The sequence below is a fragment of the Amaricoccus tamworthensis genome (assembly GCF_049800875.1).
GTDB classification, from domain to species: domain Bacteria; phylum Pseudomonadota; class Alphaproteobacteria; order Rhodobacterales; family Rhodobacteraceae; genus Amaricoccus; species Amaricoccus tamworthensis.
This window is the reverse complement of record NZ_JBNAFV010000007.1, coordinates 150,039-164,611: the sequence shown is the minus strand read 5'-3', so window position 1 is coordinate 164,611 and position 14,573 is coordinate 150,039. Positions and strand designations below refer to the sequence as shown.

Below are 14,573 nucleotides of genomic sequence, written 5' to 3'. Positions count from 1 at the left end.
TTACGCAGTTCCTCATAGATCCGGATGAGCGTCAGGCGTTCCCGCTTCGGCCGCCGGACGTTCTCGGCCAGCATCCCGTCCAACTCAGAACGCCAGGGATCAATCTTTGGGCGGGGCTGCGTCGTGCGGTCATAACTGAACTCGGTCGCACCGGATCGGATGACTCTACGCACCGTATTGCGGGATAACCGCAGTTCACGGCAAATCTGCTTGATCGACTTGCCTTCGATAAAATGCGCACGCCTGATCTTCGCGATCGTCTCCACAACCAACATCCCCTGACTGCTCCCCCATGCTTTTGAGGAAGCTTCTGAACAGATTTATAAGGGGGGTCACTTTTGGACGCCGATTACCCCAATATGAGGGTCAAAATTGCATGCCGTTTCACACATGGGTTCTACCGCCTCGCCGCACTTACCGTCGACGCGCAGCGCACGGGCTGACGGCGGAGGTGTGGTGCCCGGTTTGATAATCGTGACCCAGCTCCCAGTCCCGTCTGCCGTGCATCGTTATGGCGGTGGTGGCGGGTGTGCTGCCCTCGCGGGGTTCCGCGAGGGCGTTTGCCGCTCCGGGGCCGGTCAGCCGGTCGATAGGGTGTATTGGCCTTCGGTGTGCATGTAGAGGATGCAGGCGTCATCGGATGTACAGGAGACGGTGTGGAATGCCTCGCCGTGGGAGCCGAAATAGCTGCCGGGGTTGAGGGTCTGCCCTTCGGATTCACCGGACATGGTGACACCAGTCGTACCCTGGATCGTCACGGCGCGCATCAGCGGGGCTTGGGTGCTGAGCGACCCGGTGTAGCCTGCGGGTAGTCTCAGAAAGGTGCCGTTTTTGTCGGTGCCCTTCAGGCTGCCCCAGAGAAACGCCATCTCGGCGTCGCCATCGCCCTGGATCCACTGCGCGGCCCCGGCATCCAGCCACACGATGTTTCTGCATCGATATTGATTGGAAGCTCGCCACCGTCGAAGCGGGCGTCGATTGGCTGTACAAGGTAGGGCCCGGACAGGATTTCAAGGAAAATCGTTGTGCGTTCGCCATCGGGTCCGTTGGCGGCGGTATCCGGCTGCAGGAACCGGGGGCTGATGGAAAGGGTTACTTTATGACATCAAAAAACAGGTACCTATAATGACAAAACTCGAAAACTGGACGCCAGAACGCGTAAAGACGGCGCTCGACGCGCAGGAGATCGTTTTGATCGATGTGCGCACGCCGCCAGAATACATGATGGAGCATATTAAAGGGGCTCTGCTGATGCCAATGGCGTTCTTTCGGCCGGAGGCGCTGCCTACGCAGGACGGAAAGCGTGTCGTGTTACACTGCGGTTCGGGCGTCCGGTCCGCCAAGATGGGAGAAATAGCCATCGAGGCCGGGCTCTCGCCACTCGCGCATATGGAGGGCGGCTTTGGCGCATGGAAGCAGGCCGGTCTGGCGTATACTGGAACCGACATGGCCACGGGCGCGCCCACGGCAATGAATGCGGATTCGTGAACGTGGGACGTGTGGCCGAGCCGGCATCGGGCCGCCTAAAGCCGATTTTTTGCGGCTCGGCCACACAGTTTAAGCACAAATCCAGCTATGCAGCGTTCGCTTTCAGGATATCCATGGCTGCCTGCGCACCTCCCGGTGTGTGAGGGACCCCGGAGTTTGCGAGGCCCATTTCGACGCCGGACAGCGTTGCCATTAGCATGAGGTCGTTAAAATCTCCCAGATGGCCAATGCGGAAGACCCTGTCCGCGACTTTCGACAGCCCGTTGCCCAAGGACATGTCATAGAGCTCCAGCGTCTTGGCGCGGAACGCGTCTGCCGAGTGGCCCTCGGGCATCAGGACTGCTGTCAAGACGCCGGATTCCTGACCTTGCCGATTGCAGAGCACCTCGAGCCCCCATGCCCGGACAGCGGCGCGTGCCGCTGCGCCATTGCGCGCGTGACGGTCAAATACCGCGTCCAATCCTTCCTCGTGCAGCATGTCGATGGCTTCGTTCAGGCCATAGAGAAGGTTGGTCGCGGGAGTGTAGGGAAAGTATCCGGTCTTGTTTGGCCCGGCCATGTCATGCCAATCCCAATAACTGCGCGGCAGGGACGCTTGCTTCGCCGTTTCCATGGCCCTGTCGCTGACCGCATTGAAGCTGAGCCCTGGCGGCAGCATCAGCCCTTTCTGCGATCCGGAGACCGCAACGTCGACGCCCCAGTCGTCAAATTGAAAGTCAATGGATGCAAGACCCGAAATTGTATCGACCATAAGCAGGGCAGGGTGCCCGGCGGCGTCCATCGCTTTGCGGATTTCAGAGATGGGAGACACCGACCCGGTCGACGTCTCGTTGTGTACGACGCAGACAGCCCTGATCCCGTGTGCCCTGTCCGCCCGCAACCGGTCTTCGATCTGATCGGGATCGGCGCCGCCGCGCCAATCACCTTCGATGATCTCCGGGTTCAGCCCGATCCTGCGGGCCAGTTTGCCCCACATGAAAGCGAAGTGACCGGTTTCGAACATCAGGATCCTGTCGCCCGGGGAATGGGTATTCACAAGAGCGGCTTCCCAGGCGCCCGTGCCGGAGGAGGGAAAGATGAACACGTTCTGCCGTGTCCTGAAAATCGACTTCATGCCATCGAGCGCGCGCTGGCCAACTGCTGCGAAATCTGGACCGCGGTGGTCGATGGTCTGTTGGCCGATGGCCCTGAGTATGCGATCGGGCACCGCGCTGGGGCCCGGGATTTGCAGAAAATGTCGTCCGGGTTGGCGCATTGAAGTGTCTCTTTCCTGTTTCGATTGCGGTTCACGCTATGGTATTGCGTAAACGTAATTATGAATTCATAATTCAGTCAATAGCAAAGAACCGGGCAGACAGGCCCGGTGAGAAAGGAACGAAAGAGGTGAGACAGATGCAGGCAGAACACCGTCTTGTCAGACGTGTATCCGCTGCCATCTCTGGTGATGTTATGGCCGACGAAGCCTCCCGGGCCCGATATGCAACTGATGCATCGATCTATCAGATGGTGCCGAAGGCTGTGGTCGTTCCCCGTACGGTGCAGGACATCGAGGCTACGATGGTAGTGGCCCGGGAAGAGGGCGTGCCGGTGCTGCCGCGTGGTGGCGGTACTTCGCAATGCGGTCAGACCGTGAATCATGCCGTCGTGCTCGACAATTCCCGCCACCTGAACCGGATCCTTGAAATTGATACGGAAACGATGCGAGCCTGGGTGGAACCAGGCTTGGTGCTTGACGAGCTTAACCGGGCGCTGAAGCCACATGGTTTGTGGTTTCCCGTCGATCCGTCGACGGCGTCGCGCTGCACGCTGGGAGGTATGGCCGCGAACAACTCTTCAGGGGGAAAGTCCCTGCGCTACGGGGTCATGCGGGACAATGTAAGAGCGATTTCGGCGATCCTGCCTGATGGAACCACGGCGCGTTTCAACGGAACCGGCCCGGCGCCTGGACCGTATGCCGATCTGGTGACCCACCTGCGCGCTTTGGGTCAGCGGGAGGCATCCGAGATCAAGGCCCGCTTCCCCGATCTGCTTCGGCGCGTAGGAGGCTACAATATCGATGCCTTGACCGGCAATGACGTGAACATGGCACATCTGCTGGTGGGGTCGGAAGGCACACTGGCCTATTTTACGGAACTGGAGTTGAGCCTCGCGCCATTACCTGGAGAAAAGGTCACGGGTGTATGTCACTTCCCGACGTTCCGGAGTGCGATGGACGCCGCGCAGTATCTCGTCAAACTTGGCCCGCTGGCCGTGGAGTTGATCGATGACACAATGATCGGGCTGGGGAGGGAAATCCCGCTATTCCGCAAAACGATCAATGCGTTTGTCGAGGGCGATCCCGCTGCTTTGCTGCTGGTGGAATTTGCCGAGGGCGACGCGGCGGCTAACACGGGCAAACTGGCGGCTCTCACGGAACTGATGGGGGATTTGGGATTTTCGTTCAATGGAACCGACGCACGCTGGGGCGGTGTCGTGCCCGTAGTGGATATGGGGCTGCAGGTGGCTATCGGAGAGTATCGCAAGGCCGGGCTCAACATCATGATGTCGATGAAAGAGGCTGGCAAACCGATCTCGTTTGTTGAGGATTGCGCCGTCGCGCTTCCCGATTTGGCGGATTATACCGAGGGCCTCACCGATATCTTTGCGCGGCATGGAACGAGGGGCACCTGGTATGCCCACGCTTCCGTTGGTTGCCTTCACGTGCGCCCGGTTTTGAACCTGCGGCAGGACAGTGATGTTCGGAAGATGCGTGCGATTGCCGAGGAAGCGTTCGATCTTGTCAAACGCTACAAAGGTTCCCATTCGGGTGAACATGGCGATGGGATCGTGCGCTCCGAGTTCCACGAAAAAATGTTCGGGCCGCGCATCGTCAAGGCATTCGAGGAAGTGAAAGCGCTCTTTGACCCGGACGGGTTGATGAACCCTGGCAAGATCGTCAATGCGCCGGCGATGGATGACCGGCGCCTGTTTCGGTACAGTCCGGATTATGCGGTGCCTGAGTTCGAAACGGCACTGGACTGGTCGGCCTGGCCAGGCTCGGGGGGCGGTTTTCAGGGCGCAGTGGAGATGTGCAACAACAACGGGGCCTGCCGGAAACTGAAGGCTGGGGTGATGTGCCCTTCGTTCCGGGCTACCCGCAACGAACGGGATGTGACCCGAGGCCGGGCAAACACGCTGCGCTTTGCGATCAGTGGGCGGTTGCCGGGTGGACTTGCCTCGGATGAGATGGCCGAAACCCTGAAATACTGTGTGTCCTGCAAGGCGTGTCGGCGGGAGTGTCCGACCGGCGTGGACATGGCGCGGATGAAAATCGAGGTGCTGGCCGCGCGGCGCAGGGAGCGCGGACTTGCCTTTGGCGAAAAGCTGGTTGCTTACCTGCCACGCTACGCCCCGTATGCAGCGCGTGTCGCGTGGCTGATTAATCTGCGCAACAGAATCCGCCCGCTGCGAAAGTGGACGGAAGGGCTGACCGGCATCTCAAGTAAGCGGGACATTCCGATCTGGTCGTCAAACCCCTTTCGCGACGATGAGGCGCAGGATGCCGATCCCGATGCTTTGCTGTTTGCGGATGTATTCAACCGCTACTTCGAGCCCGAAAATCTGAGGGCCGCTGTTCGCGTTCTACGCACTGCCGGCCTGCGTGTCGCGATCGCTCGGGATGGCTCGGGAAGATCGCTGGACTGCGGGCGCACCCTGCTGTCGGTCGGATGCGTGGATGAGGCACGGGCCGAGGCTCGGCGGGTGATTGCCGCGACGCGTATTGCCGTGCGACAGGGCGTGCCCGTGGTTGGGCTTGAGCCGTCTTCGATCCTGACCTTCCGGGATGAATTCCCCGCCATGTGCCCGGGACCGGAGGCTGAGGCGCTGGCGGCGGCGACCCTGACAATTGAGGAATTCCTTGTCCGGGACGTTGATCTGCCGCTGAAGCCCGCGGTGGCTCCGATCCATGTTCATGGCCATTGTCACCAAAAGGCCCAGGACGCCGTTTCCCCGGTGATAGCGCTGCTGCGGCGTATTCCGGACGCGCAGGTATCGCTGATCGACAGCGGCTGTTGCGGAATGGCCGGCGCTTTCGGCTATGGTAAGGAAACCTACGACATATCGTTGAAGATGGCGGGCCTTGATCTGTTTCCGGCACTCGCGGCGACACCCGATGACGCCATTTTTGTCGCTGACGGCACGTCCTGTCGCCATCAGATAGCGGATGGGACCACCCGTCAGGCCATTCACGTGGCCCGTTTACTGGATCAACTGTTGCAACCGGGAGTTTGACATGACCCTTGCTGGCCCGATTCAGCGCTCAACCCTGCACGAGGAACTGGTTGAGCGGTTGCGAGACCTGATCGTTCAGGACGGATTGAAGCCGGGAGAAAAGGTCCCGGAAAAACACCTCTGCGAAACATTCGGCGTGTCGCGCACGCCTTTGCGTGAGGCGCTCAAGGTGTTGGCCTTCGAAGGTTTCGTCGTTTTGGAGGCGAACCGGGGTGCCCGTGTCGCGCGGGTGACCCGCAAGGAGCTCGAAGACAGTTTTGCCCTGATCGCAGTGCTCGAACAACTGGCCGGTGAGCAAGCCGGTCGGAATATCGACGACCAGACCGTTGCCCGGATTGAGGAGCTTCATGCCGCCATGATGTCAGCCTATGCTCAACGCGACCGGGAGAAGTATTTTCAGGCCAATCAGGACATTCATCTGGAAGTAATTCGCGCTTCAGGAAATACCCAGCTCGCAACCCATCACAGGCTTCTTGACGCAAGGGTGCGCCGCGCCCGGTTTCTCGTCAACCTGTCCGAAGATCGCTGGACGCAGGCGGTCGAGGAGCACGGAGCGATTATGGACTGCCTGCGCAGGCGCGACGGTAAGGGACTTGGCCAGTTGATGAAGCGGCACATGATGAACAAGTGCGCGGCTTATCTCAAGGCGCTTGATGCCTGCCCAGGCGAAGACGGCTGAGTCCGGGTCTCCGGCGGCTCAGGCCGCCGGGTCGTTTGGAAAGGGTGGCGATATGTCGCAGTCGCCAGCGAGGGCGTTTAGGTCCCTGCGCAAAGCGGCGTTGAGCGTCAGACCGTTTTCGCGGCGGCTTGCTGCGAGCGCGGTCTTGCCGTCACCAGGCAGACGCACCGGATCGTGGCCGGGCAGGGGTGTGGAGGCGCGCATTTCCGAGAACACGCGCGCGGCCTCCTCGGCGAAACCATCCCCGATGCCAAAGGCGGCGGGGTCAATCGCTACGACGAACTGCCCCGTGTTTGTGGGTGATGTTGTGTCCTTCGTGAAATCGACCACGTCCGAGCCAAACGCTGCACCGTTCAGAACGCCTGCCATCAGGCCAATGGCGACCGACAGGCCAAACCCTTTTGGCCCGCCAATTGGCAGAAGGAAGCCTTCGGATTTGCGCGCCGGATCGGTCAGGGGCTTGCCATCGCGCCCGACCATCCAGCCCTCGGGCATCGGTTCACCCCGCTGAAGAAGCGTCTTGATCTTGCCCATGGCGGCCACCGTGGTGGCCATGTCGAACACGAAGGGATCCGGCCCTGTGGCGGGAGCCGAAAAAGCGATCGGATTCGTGCCGATCAGAAGGTCCGAGCCGCCATAGGGTGGCACGTGGTTTGCGCTGCCCACCGCAGCCGCCATGCCAAGCAGTCCCGCCTCAGCCTGTGGTCGTACGTAAAGCGCCAGGGGCCCGGCGTGGTTGCCGCCCCGCACGCCGACCCAGCCAATACCGGTATTCCGCGCCTTTTCGATTGCCAGATCGCGGGCGGCTGCCATTGCGAGATGGCCCAGCCCGTGGTCACCGTCGACGACTGCGGTTGCCACGGTTTCCTGCACCACGGAGATTTTTGGTGTCGGATTGCACCCGCCACCGGCCAGTCGCGCAAGGTATTGACGAAGACGGAAGACACCGTGGGTGCTGTAACCGAAGATGTCAGCCTCGACCATCAAGCCTGCGACACTGGTCGCGTCAGCTTTTGGCACCCCGCGCGCCATGAGCGCGCGGGCGACGAAGTCGATCAGGTCTTCGGTCTCGATGGGAGAACCGTCAGCCATCGTAGGACCCCACGGTTTCTTTCTGCCAGAAAACAACCCGCCGTTGTGTCCACTGCACGATTACGTACAGAGCAAGCCCAACCAGGCTGAGATACAGGATCAGCGAAAACACGCGTGGCGTATTCAATTGCGATGCGGCAACGCGGATCAATTCACCAAACCCTTTACCCCCACCGAGGAATTCGCCTGTGATCGCACCTGCCATCACACCCACTGCGCCAATCTTAAGACCGGTGAATATCTGTGGAAGGCCGGTGGGCAGCTTCATCTTGATGAGCGTCTGCATCCGGCTGGCACCCATGGTCTTGAATAGCATCCGTGCATTTTCATCCGCCGCGTGCAGTCCTGCCGCCGTGCCCACCACGATGGGGAAGGTCGCGATAAATGCGGCCAGTGCAACCTTGGATTCAATGCCGAAGCCCAACCACGCCACGAAGAGTGGTGCGAAGGCTACTTTGGGCATGGTATCAATGGCCACAAGGTATGGCATCACCGCTTTCTCTCCGAACGCGGTCTCTCCCACGAGTACACCCAACGAGAAGCCAATGGCGATGGCCAGCGCAAACCCAATGATCACTTCCTGAATCGTGATCCAAAGCGACACGAGCATGTAATCGCCTGTCAGAAGGTTTGCCCCGACAAAGATCATGTCTTTCAGGGTTTCCATCGGTGTGGGCAGGATGATCGGCGAGACGAGGCCCAGACTTGTCACCAGTTGCCAGGTCCCGATGAACACCACAAAGACAAAAGTCATTGCAATCCAGCGCGGGACCGAGTCGATAAAGGCGACCTCCTGCGTCCAGACAGTATCCTGGACGGTTTCGTCGTCGGCGGGCGCGTTTGTCACATAGTCAGTCACATGTCTTCTCCCTTGTCCAGCATGCCCCGGATCCGGTCGACGATTTCACCGAATTTCGGCGTGGTCATCATGTCGAGTGTCCGTGGCCGCGGCAGGTCGACCGTCACGACTTCCGCGATCCGTCCGGGGCGTGGTTTCATCACGACTATCTCGTCGGAGAGGATCACGGCTTCCTGAATGGAGTGGGTAACAAGGAAGGCGGTTGCTTCCTGTTCGCGACAGATCCTCTGAAGTTCCATGTTCATCATGTCGCGTGACAGCTCATCGAGCGCGCTGAACGGCTCGTCCAGCAGCAGAACCGCGGGTTCGGTGATCAGCATCCGGCAGATCGAAGCGCGCTGCGCCATTCCACCCGAAAGTTCATTTGGATAGACGTTTTCAAAGCCCTTCAGCCCAACGATGTCGAGAAGTTCGGTCGCCTTGTCCAACGCCTTGTTGGCCGCAGCCTTGCCATCGCGGATTTCGATGGGGAGTACGATGTTCTCAACGGCGGTTTTCCAGGGGAAAAGCGTCGCCTGCTGGAACATCATGCCAATGTCCCGGCGGGGCCCCGTCACGGCTCTGTTTTGCAACATCACCCGGCCGGTGGTCGGCGGGATCAGCCCAGCCATGATTTTGAGCAGAGTGGATTTGCCGCAGCCGCTGGACCCGATAACCGAGGTAAAGCTACCTTTACGCAGGGTGAGGCTCACGTTTTCAAGCGCGATCACATGATTGCGCGCGTAGGTCTTGCTGACCTCCGTCAACTCGTAGACCGGCGCGCCAAGAGGCGCGCCGGAGTAGTCGTGTGCAACGGCCGTGTTCATCTGCCCGCCGCCGCGCTACCGATTTCAGCGAATTCGTTCGTCCAAGCCGCGCTCAAATCGTCGAGAGGCCCGGAGATCTCGCCTCCCGCAATGAGGGCTTCCTGCCATTCTTCCCAGACTTCGGCCGGGTACCAGCCCAGATGAGGGGCCTCGTCGGTCGGGATTGTCTTGGAGCGGACCGCGTCAAAGAGAGCGGACTGGAACTCCTTGTCCTCGCCTTCCTGGGGGTTGCCCTCCGCGAGGTGGGACAGGACCGCCTCCCGGTTTGCATCGTCCAGGGCAAAGGCGTGGCCTTTGGCAAATGCACGGCTCCACGCTTCCACCAACTCGCGGTCATTTGCGATAGTATCGGCCATCGTCGCGATACCATTACCGAAGAAGCGGGCAAATTCAGCCGGCGTGATATCGCGAACGGCCATGCCGCGCTGGTTGAGGATCGCGGTGTCCGCGGTCGATGAGGAATAGGCGTCGATCTCACCATTCAGGAAGGCTGCAGTTGCCGGGCCACCGTCACCGACCGTGAGGAATTCGTAATCTTCTCCCGCAGACATGCCCGCGCCTGACATGACATTGCGGGCAAAGCCCACTTCCGCTCCGTCAGCCGTTCCGGTTCCGATCACCTTGCCGGAAAGTTCCTCGATGTTTTGGATTTCGCTGTCCTCCTGCACCGCGATACCAAAGTTGCTGCGCGCGGCGACGTTGTAGATGTGAACCGCGTCCACACCGCGCGTGCGGGCTGCGATCAGGGGACCGGGGCCTGGACGGCCGAAGTGGGCCTGACCTGCGGAGAGCGCCTGCAGAACCGCTCCCGAGCCATTGATGGCTTCGACCGTTACATTCAGGCCCTCTTCCTCAAAGAAGCCTTCACCGATTGCGACAAAAACCGGGAACGAATTGATGGCCGACGGGCTTGGCTGCACGAAGGTGATTTCGCGCAGGTCCTGTGCCAGTGCAGATGTCGCCATCAGGCCTGCGGCCGGAAGAGCGGCAAACAGTGTGGCCGTGAGTGTTCTTCTATTGATCATGATGGTTGTCCTCCCAATTTTGACGACCCGTTTCGCAGCGTTTCGGCGGCGCAGGGTCTTTTATACGGAGCGCACGGAGTTTCTGAGCGTTCCGATTCCCTCCACGGAGCATTCCAGGGTATCTCCGTCCCTTAGATACTGCGGTGGATCCATGGCGTAGCCGACGCCCGATGGTGTGCCGGTGGCGATCATGTCTCCGGGTTCGAGCGTAAGACCCTCGGACACGGATGCGATCAGTGTTGGTATGTCGAAGATCATGTCCTTCGTGTTCCCGTCCTGACGCTGTTCGCCATTGACCGTGAGACCGATGGACAGGGTATGCGGATCGTCAATTTCGTCAGCAGTGACGATCACCGGGCCGATCGGGCAGGAACCGTCGAGTCCCTTTCCCTTAAAGTACTGCCCCCCGTGGCGGCGCTGGATGTCCCTTGCGGAAATATCGTTGACGATGGTGTATCCGAAGATGTGATCCATCGCGTCCGCTTTGGAAATGTTGCGGCCCGGTTTGCCGATAACCACGGTCAACTCGACCTCATAGTCGATGCATGTCGAGACTTCGGGAAAGATCAGAACGTCGCCTTCCGGCGGGACGACCGCGGTCCGCGGTTTGGTAAAGACCACGGGATGCTCGGTCACCCCGACATTCTGGTTTTGGGCCCGGTCACCTTCAGCGATGTGCTCGGCATAGTTGCGCCCGATACAAAAGATGTTTTTTGACGGCCGCGGGATTGGCGCCATAAGCGGCGCTTCCCGCTGGATCACCTTGTCCTGGTGTTTTCCTTCACCGGCCTCGGCCACGAGTTTGCGTGCCGCGTCGAGAGTGGGCTTTCCACCCTCGATCAATGCCTGCATGGACCTGGCGACTTCGGACAGGTTCAGCATGTTTCCGTTTGACAGATACGCAACGCAGATGGGGTCTCCATCCACTGAAATGGTTGCCAATCGCACTCGGCAATCCTCCTTCGTACTGGTGCCACGTCATGTCGCTCTGTTTATTGCGCGACTCACTGGCACCTCTCCCTTTCCATTCATATTTCGCGGTCCTATGGTTTCAATCAATCAACCAATCATCGAATTGGGCGGAACATGACCTCAATTGACGACCTGACACAAAGGCTGCGGGATTTGATTGACACGGCGGGATACCGTCACAGTGACCGGGTGCCGCCGGAGCGCGAGTTGTGCAGGTCCCTTGGCACGACTCGAAACCAGTTGCGCAAGGCACTGGCCGAGCTTGAGGCTCAGGGGCGCATCTGGCGGCATGTTGGGCGGGGCACCTTCGTCGGCCCGCGCCCCGTGCTGAACCTGCAGGACGTGACCTATTTGGGGGATCAGATCAAACCCGAACAGGTGGTGGCCGTGAGGTTCACCATTGAACCGCAGCTGTGCCGTCTTGCAGCGGCGCATGCAACACGCTCAGATCGCGAACAAATGCGGCTTTGTGCACAGAGATGCCGTGAAGCGGACGATTGGCGTTCCTATGAGGCCTGGGATAATAACCTTCACCACGCAATCGCCCGTGCGACGCGCAACCAGCTTTTTCTCTACTTCTTTGAAACACTAAACGCGGTGCGGCGTATGATACTTTGGGGACAGCCACGGGTCACGCGCAAACCGTCGGAAAACTACAGCAGTTTTTACGAGCACGATGTGATTGTTGCCGCCATCGGGGCCGGTGACGCGGAGTTGGCCGCGAACGCGATGCATGTGCACCTTGCGTCGGTTTATTCACCCATTATGCCAGAGTGCGAAATCCCTGCGTTCGGGTCACAGGGTTCGACCAATTTAGAAAATGGTTGAGGCTCCCGTCATCCTGAAACCTTGCAAAAGCCTGGCGACTTTCGTGATTACATTGGTGACGGCTGCGCCGGATTGGTCGGGCCGTGAGGGAAACCCTGAGGGGCACGAAGCTCTCCCGGAACAGACCCTTTAGAATGAAACGCTCAGGAGGAAAGCGATGTCCGATCATGTCATTCCCGCGCCACAGGTGCATGCAATACCAACCCAGGACGGTGGAACCTTCCCCGTCAGACGGGTGTACTGCATTGGCCGCAATTTCGCGGCGCATGCCGTTGAAATGGGGCACGATCCAGACCGGGAACCGCCGTTCTTTTTCCAGAAGAACCCCAACAATTTGGACGCGTCGGGCGAGTTTCCCTATCCGCCACATTCATCCGATGTGCATCACGAGGTGGAACTGCTGGTCGGCCTGAAATCAGGCGGTACCAACATCCCGTTGGAGACCGCGCTGGACCACGTATGGGGCTACGGCGTGTCGCTGGACATGACGCGGCGCGATCTACAGGGCGAGATGAAGAAAATGGGCCGTCCGTGGGAGATCGGAAAAGCCTTCGAACGGTCCGGCCCGGTCGGTCCCTTGCTACCGGTAGCCGAAGTTGGGCATCCGGATCAGGGGCGTATCTCGCTGCTTGTCAACGGAGATCTGCGTCAGGATGGCGATCTCAACCAGATGATCTGGAAGGTGCCGGAAATGATCTCGTATCTCTCGAACTATTTCGAACTGGCTGCAGGTGACGTGATCATGGCTGGCACCCCATCGGGGGTGAACGCGATCGTCAAGGGCGATGTGATGGAAGCGACCATTGAGGGCGTCGGATCGCTGACTGTAACGGTCATTTGATTCGCTGAGAATTCCGTTCCGGTGCGCTATTGATCTGGCGCCCCGGAAGCTGCCTGAAGGTAAGCTCCGCCTATAGGCCTCTGCCCGATCGGCAGCTCATCCCATTAGGTCAAAGAGCGACTTTGTCGCCGCATCAACAGCAAAAAAGACGAAAATGATCCCGGATCCAAGCTTCTCAGATCGAGGGGCAGAACGACAAAAAAGTCATTTTTCAAATTAGGCCAGGATCGTCCGGGCGACAAACCGTGATGTCGCCCGAGACTGGTGCCGTCCTATTGCTTGTACGTGACCTTCAACTGGCTGATTTCACCGTTGAAAGCAAAAGGTTTACGGTCGTAGTAGGCTTCGGAAACCGGGGAGTAGCTGTCCCTGCCGACATCAAAAGCGTCGTTCGCAGTAAATGTAAGCTGAGCAGACCGTGGCACTGTTCCTTCGGCCATCTGCGTACCATTGACGCGTATTGCCACGTCGAGGGCTGGTGGTCTTGCATCATTGGCCACCGTTGTATCGACCTCAATTGTGACCTTTCCGGTGGGCAGCGGATCTGTGGTTTCTATGCGGGTACGTTCTATTTCAAAGAGGTTGTATTCGTAGGTCAGTTTGCCCTCATCGACCCACAACGCGAGGCCGCCGGAGAATGCGCCCAGTGCATAGAGTACACCCTCCGAGTCGTCGGAAAGTTCAGCCTCAATCTTCACGAGGTTGCTTCTTGCTCCGACTTTGGGTGCGGTGAATTCAGGGACCCCGATTACCTCCTGTGTGTAGGTGAACTCGGTCGCCGGATTCGATGGCGCATCTTCGGGATGGAACACAAGCGACTACAGACCTCCGCCAATCGGGAACACCTTGTTGTCTTTCGCGGTTTCGCGGAATGCTTCTTTTAGTGCCGTAACCATATCCGTGTTCCCCTCCGCCAGATTGTGCACCTGCGAATGGTCGGTGCTCAGGTCATGGAGTTCCCATGTGTCACCGTCGGGTGTCCATTTGAAGATGGACGGGCTGATGCCGGGCGTCCAGGGTGTGCGGGGGCCGAAAACCGATGCGATCCATTCGTACTCGTAATATGCACGGCTACCCATAACCTCAAAATACTGGTGCGGTTTCTGGCCCTTTGCATCCGCGTCGCCAAATGAATATGCGAGGCTGACACCATCCAACGGGTCTTGCGTGATCCCGTCAACGGTTTCCGGCGGGGTGATGTCCAAAACGTCGTAAATCGTGGGAACGATGTCGTTGACATGATGAAATTGGGGACGAGGGGTGTCGTCGGGGTCGATCTGTTTTGGCCATGAAACGACCAGTGGCGTCCGTGTACCGCCGAAATGGGCCGCAACGAGTTTTGTTGAGCGATACGGTGTGGATCCCGCCCATGCCCATGCGGCGTGGTACATGTTATCGGCCTTTGGAGAGCCAAGCACGTCCAGTCCGCCAAGTTCGTTCATAACCTTAATGTGGTCCTTGATTTCGGTTCTGATACCGTTCTGAGCAAGGAGTTCGCTGATGGTTCCGTTCTGCCCCTCTGCGCTGGAGCCGTTGTCCCCCCAAATGTAGAAGATCAGGGTATTTTCCCGTACGCCCATATCGTCGAGAGCGTTCAACAGGCGTCCCGCCTGGGTATCAGCGTGTTCGGTATAACCGGCAAAGACCTCCATCAGGCGGAGTTGGAAATCACCTCTGTGTCGTGTTCGATGCCTCAGATCTGGTGAGGCAA

The 14,573-nt window shown here is 59.2% G+C and carries 15 protein-coding genes; 5 read left to right on the top strand and 10 right to left on the bottom strand.

Going from position 1 to position 14,573, the window contains the following annotated elements:
• The coding region (locus ACP15P_RS13415) for a helix-turn-helix domain-containing protein (protein ID WP_424928978.1) at positions 1–275 on the bottom strand (275 nt) is incomplete at its 3' end.
• Between the two features lie 303 nt (positions 276–578).
• On the bottom strand, positions 579–923 hold the full coding sequence (locus tag ACP15P_RS13410) for a DUF4437 domain-containing protein (RefSeq protein ID WP_424928977.1): 345 nt from the start codon (positions 921–923) through the stop codon (positions 579–581).
• A gap of 202 nt (positions 924–1,125) precedes the next feature.
• Between ACP15P_RS13410 and ACP15P_RS13405 the strand changes: the two genes are divergently transcribed.
• Entirely contained in the window at positions 1,126–1,488 is a 363-nt protein-coding gene (locus tag ACP15P_RS13405; protein WP_424928976.1) for a rhodanese-like domain-containing protein, read from the top strand.
• Between the two features lie 85 nt (positions 1,489–1,573).
• Here the strand turns inward: ACP15P_RS13405 and ACP15P_RS13400 are convergent, their stop codons facing one another.
• Positions 1,574–2,695 carry a pyridoxal-phosphate-dependent aminotransferase family protein gene (locus ACP15P_RS13400; RefSeq protein WP_424928975.1) on the bottom strand — a complete coding sequence of 374 codons (1,122 nt, stop codon included), beginning with the start codon at positions 2,693–2,695 and terminating at the stop codon, positions 1,574–1,576.
• A 185-nt stretch (positions 2,696–2,880) separates the two neighbouring features.
• Between ACP15P_RS13400 and ACP15P_RS13395 the strand changes: the two genes are divergently transcribed.
• Positions 2,881–5,760 (top strand): FAD-binding and (Fe-S)-binding domain-containing protein, encoded by a 2,880-nt coding sequence (locus tag ACP15P_RS13395; protein WP_424928974.1) that lies wholly within the window; start codon positions 2,881–2,883, stop codon positions 5,758–5,760.
• Position 5,761: 1 nt separating this feature from the next.
• Positions 5,762–6,439 (top strand): GntR family transcriptional regulator, encoded by a 678-nt coding sequence (locus ACP15P_RS13390; RefSeq protein ID WP_424928973.1) that lies wholly within the window; start codon positions 5,762–5,764, stop codon positions 6,437–6,439.
• Between the two features lie 18 nt (positions 6,440–6,457).
• Here the strand turns inward: ACP15P_RS13390 and ACP15P_RS13385 are convergent, their stop codons facing one another.
• From ACP15P_RS13385 to ACP15P_RS13365, 5 genes are read right to left on the bottom strand one after another with little or no spacing between them, the layout of a single operon-like run.
• Positions 6,458–7,531 carry an Ldh family oxidoreductase gene (locus tag ACP15P_RS13385; RefSeq protein WP_424928972.1) on the bottom strand — a complete coding sequence of 358 codons (1,074 nt, stop codon included), beginning with the start codon at positions 7,529–7,531 and terminating at the stop codon, positions 6,458–6,460.
• A complete protein-coding gene (locus tag ACP15P_RS13380) occupies positions 7,524–8,390 on the bottom strand; it encodes an ABC transporter permease (protein ID WP_424928971.1) in 867 nt (288 codons plus the stop codon). Before ACP15P_RS13380 ends, ACP15P_RS13385 begins: the two co-directional genes overlap by 8 nt.
• Positions 8,387–9,196, bottom strand: a complete 810-nt coding sequence (locus ACP15P_RS13375) for an ABC transporter ATP-binding protein (protein WP_424928970.1) — start codon at positions 9,194–9,196, stop codon at positions 8,387–8,389. The genes ACP15P_RS13380 and ACP15P_RS13375 overlap by 4 nt, the downstream gene beginning before the upstream one ends.
• Complete coding sequence (locus tag ACP15P_RS13370) at positions 9,193–10,221, bottom strand: ABC transporter substrate-binding protein (protein WP_424928969.1); 1,029 nt, start codon at positions 10,219–10,221, stop codon at positions 9,193–9,195. Before ACP15P_RS13370 ends, ACP15P_RS13375 begins: the two co-directional genes overlap by 4 nt.
• Before the next feature lie 60 nt (positions 10,222–10,281).
• Positions 10,282–11,169 carry a fumarylacetoacetate hydrolase family protein gene (locus ACP15P_RS13365; protein ID WP_424928968.1) on the bottom strand — a complete coding sequence of 296 codons (888 nt, stop codon included), beginning with the start codon at positions 11,167–11,169 and terminating at the stop codon, positions 10,282–10,284.
• 138 nt (positions 11,170–11,307) lie between these two features.
• On the opposite strand from ACP15P_RS13365, the gene ACP15P_RS13360 reads away from it, so the two are divergent.
• Together ACP15P_RS13360 and ACP15P_RS13355 are read left to right on the top strand one after the other, a co-directional pair.
• Positions 11,308–12,021, top strand: a complete 714-nt coding sequence (locus ACP15P_RS13360) for a FadR/GntR family transcriptional regulator (RefSeq protein WP_424928967.1) — start codon at positions 11,308–11,310, stop codon at positions 12,019–12,021.
• Positions 12,022–12,178: 157 nt separating this feature from the next.
• Positions 12,179–12,862, top strand: coding sequence for a fumarylacetoacetate hydrolase family protein (locus ACP15P_RS13355; RefSeq protein ID WP_424928966.1), 684 nt, complete (start codon positions 12,179–12,181; stop codon positions 12,860–12,862).
• Positions 12,863–13,134: 272 nt separating this feature from the next.
• On the opposite strand, the gene ACP15P_RS13350 is transcribed toward ACP15P_RS13355, so the two are convergent.
• Positions 13,135–13,674 carry a hypothetical protein gene (locus ACP15P_RS13350; RefSeq protein ID WP_424928965.1) on the bottom strand — a complete coding sequence of 180 codons (540 nt, stop codon included), beginning with the start codon at positions 13,672–13,674 and terminating at the stop codon, positions 13,135–13,137.
• Between the two features lie 6 nt (positions 13,675–13,680).
• On the bottom strand, positions 13,681–14,514 hold the full coding sequence (locus ACP15P_RS13345) for a sulfatase-like hydrolase/transferase (RefSeq protein WP_424928964.1): 834 nt from the start codon (positions 14,512–14,514) through the stop codon (positions 13,681–13,683).
• Positions 14,515–14,573 lie beyond the last annotated feature (59 nt).